The sequence below is a fragment of the Paenarthrobacter sp. CM16 genome, from assembly GCF_013179505.1.
Classification (GTDB): domain Bacteria; phylum Actinomycetota; class Actinomycetes; order Actinomycetales; family Micrococcaceae; genus Arthrobacter.
Genome location: NZ_JABMCX010000462.1, coordinates 1 through 2,374 on the forward strand (window position 1 = coordinate 1; position 2,374 = coordinate 2,374).

The window sequence follows — 2,374 nt, forward strand, 5'->3', positions numbered from 1 at the left end:
CACGCAGTCCACCCGGTGACAGTACAGGACGAGTTCAGAAAGGGCGGCTACCACACACAGGCAATCGGCAAGATGCATGTGTGGCCGGAACGCTCCAGGCTCGGCTTCGATGACGTGATCCTTCACGACGGCTACCTTCATCACGCGCGGCGGGAACACCGGCAGCACTTTGCCATGTTTGACGACTACGTGCCGTGGCTCCGGAGGCAACCGGGGGTGGGCCCCGAAGCCGAATATTTCGATCACGGCGTGAACTGCAACTCAATCGTTGCCAGGCCTTGGGACAAAGCGGAAAACCTGCACCCTACCCACTGGATCGGAACTCAGGCCATCGAATGGATGCACCGCCGGGACCCCGTGAAGCCCTTCTTCCTCTACCTGTCCTTCCACCGTCCGCACCCACCGTACGATCCGCCATCGTGGGCGTTTGAGCAATACCTCGGCATTCCCGACTATGAGACCGTGCTGGGGAACTGGGAGCATCATTGGGACGATCACCGGAAGGACGGTGACTACCAAGCGAGCTATGGCCGGATCCCGGACCATGTTGTCCACCGCGCGAGGGCCGGCTACTACGGGCTGATGGCGCAGATTGACCTGCAGGTCAACCGCATCCGGGAGTCGTTGGCGGCCTTCGGGCTGGATGAGAATACGGTGATCGCCTTCACCAGCGACCACGGTGAAATGATGGGCGACCACCGAATGTTCCGCAAAGCGGTTCCGTACGAGGGGTCCGCACGGGTTCCCTTCATCATTGCCGATGCCCCGGCAGCGCCGGACGCAGCCCGTGGGACTGTAGTGGAACACGTAGTGGAACTTCGTGACATCATGCCCACGCTGCTGGATCTCGCGGGCCTGCCCATCCCTGACTCCGTGGATGGAGTATCCCTTGCGCCTCTGGTGCGCGGGGAAAACACCCACGCCGTCCGGGAGGTCCTGCACGGCGAACACGTTTACTGGGGGCAGAACCTCCACTGGTTGACCGATGGCCATCACAAGTACATTTGGGGGTCAGGGAAGGGCACAGAAGAACTGTTCAACCTCGACGCCGACCCCCAGGAACGATTCAACCTCGCCGAAGACCCCGCACACCACCACCAACTGCGACTATGGCGCGGACGGATGGTGGAAACTCTCCAGGACCGGGAGGAGGGTTACGTAGTCGACGGCGCGCTGGTTCCCGGCGTGCCGGTGGTCGCCATGCTGCGGCATGCCCGTGAAAAGGCCCAAGCCACACTTCCCATGGGCTAATTGCCGTAGAACACCTTCTCGAACACACCCCTGGTCCGCCGGCTGAGCCTTAGGTAGTCCTCTTCGAACTGGCCCGCGTTTCCGGGAGCGTAGCCACACCAACGCGCGGCAGCCTCAAGGTCCTTCCGCGACGACGGCAGGAGATCCGAAGCCCGTCCCGTGACAATCACATTCGCTGACCGGATCCGGCTGGCAAAACGCCAGGCATCCCGCAGAAGCGCGGCGTCCTCCTGACTGATGAAGTCCAGCTTTTCCGCGCCTTCAAGGGCTTCAACGGTGGACGTGGTCCTGAGTTCCGCATGCTTTCCGGCGTGCTGCAGCTGGATCAACTGAACCAGCCATTCGACGTCGCTCAGGCCGCCGCGCCCAAGCTTGACGTGACGCGCAGGGTCAGCGCCACGTGGCAGCCGTTCTGATTCGACGCGTGCCTTGACCCGACGGACTTCCCGCACATCCTGTTCCGCCAGCTCCTGAGGGTAGCGGATCGGATCGATGAGCTTGAGGAAATCGGCAGCCAACTCATCGGAGCCAGCCATGGGGCGGGCCCGCAGCAGTGCTTGGGCTTCCCAGATGAGCGACCACCGGCGATAGTACTCCGCATACGACTCCAAGGAGCGGACCATTGCGCCGTTCTTACCCTCGGGCCGGAGGTCCGCGTCCACCATCAGGACCCGTTCAGCCATGATCGCAGGCTTGAGCGGCTGGGTGAGGAAGCTGGAGACTTTCGCGACGATCGCCGTCGCCTGCTCCTGGGCTTCGGCATCAGCAAAACCGGGCCGGGCGCGATGTACATAGATGACATCCGCGTCCGAGCCGTAGCCGATCTCCCGGCCACCTTGACGTCCCATGGCAACTACCAAAACATCTGTTTTCAGCGGACCATCGGAGGCCACCACGGCTTCCGCTACGTGCAGCGCCCCCAAGACAGCGGCCCGATCGGTTTCGGCCAGGGCAAGGCCAACCGCGTCCTGGTCCAGCAATCCGGAGCTGTCGGCAATCGCAGTCCGCAGGATCTCGCGGCGCCGGATCAGGCGAATGAGCCTCATGGCGCTTTCGGGATCCGGGTGGCGGGACAGCTTTGACTGGATTTCCTGCCACTGGGCTTCGAAGCTGATGGGAACCA

Annotated in this window: 1 protein-coding gene and 1 pseudogene; one reads left to right on the top strand and one right to left on the bottom strand. The window is 62.8% G+C overall.

Annotated elements, in window-relative coordinates; all coding sequences use genetic code 11:
* The coding region (locus tag HP499_RS23440) for an arylsulfatase (protein WP_172326450.1) at positions 1–1,251 on the top strand (1,251 nt) is incomplete at its 5' end.
* Here the strand turns inward: HP499_RS23440 and HP499_RS23445 are convergent.
* Positions 1,248–2,374 (bottom strand): annotated as a pseudogene (locus HP499_RS23445) (bifunctional glutamine-synthetase adenylyltransferase/deadenyltransferase); the annotation flags it as partial. The gene HP499_RS23440 and the pseudogene HP499_RS23445 overlap by 4 nt on opposite strands.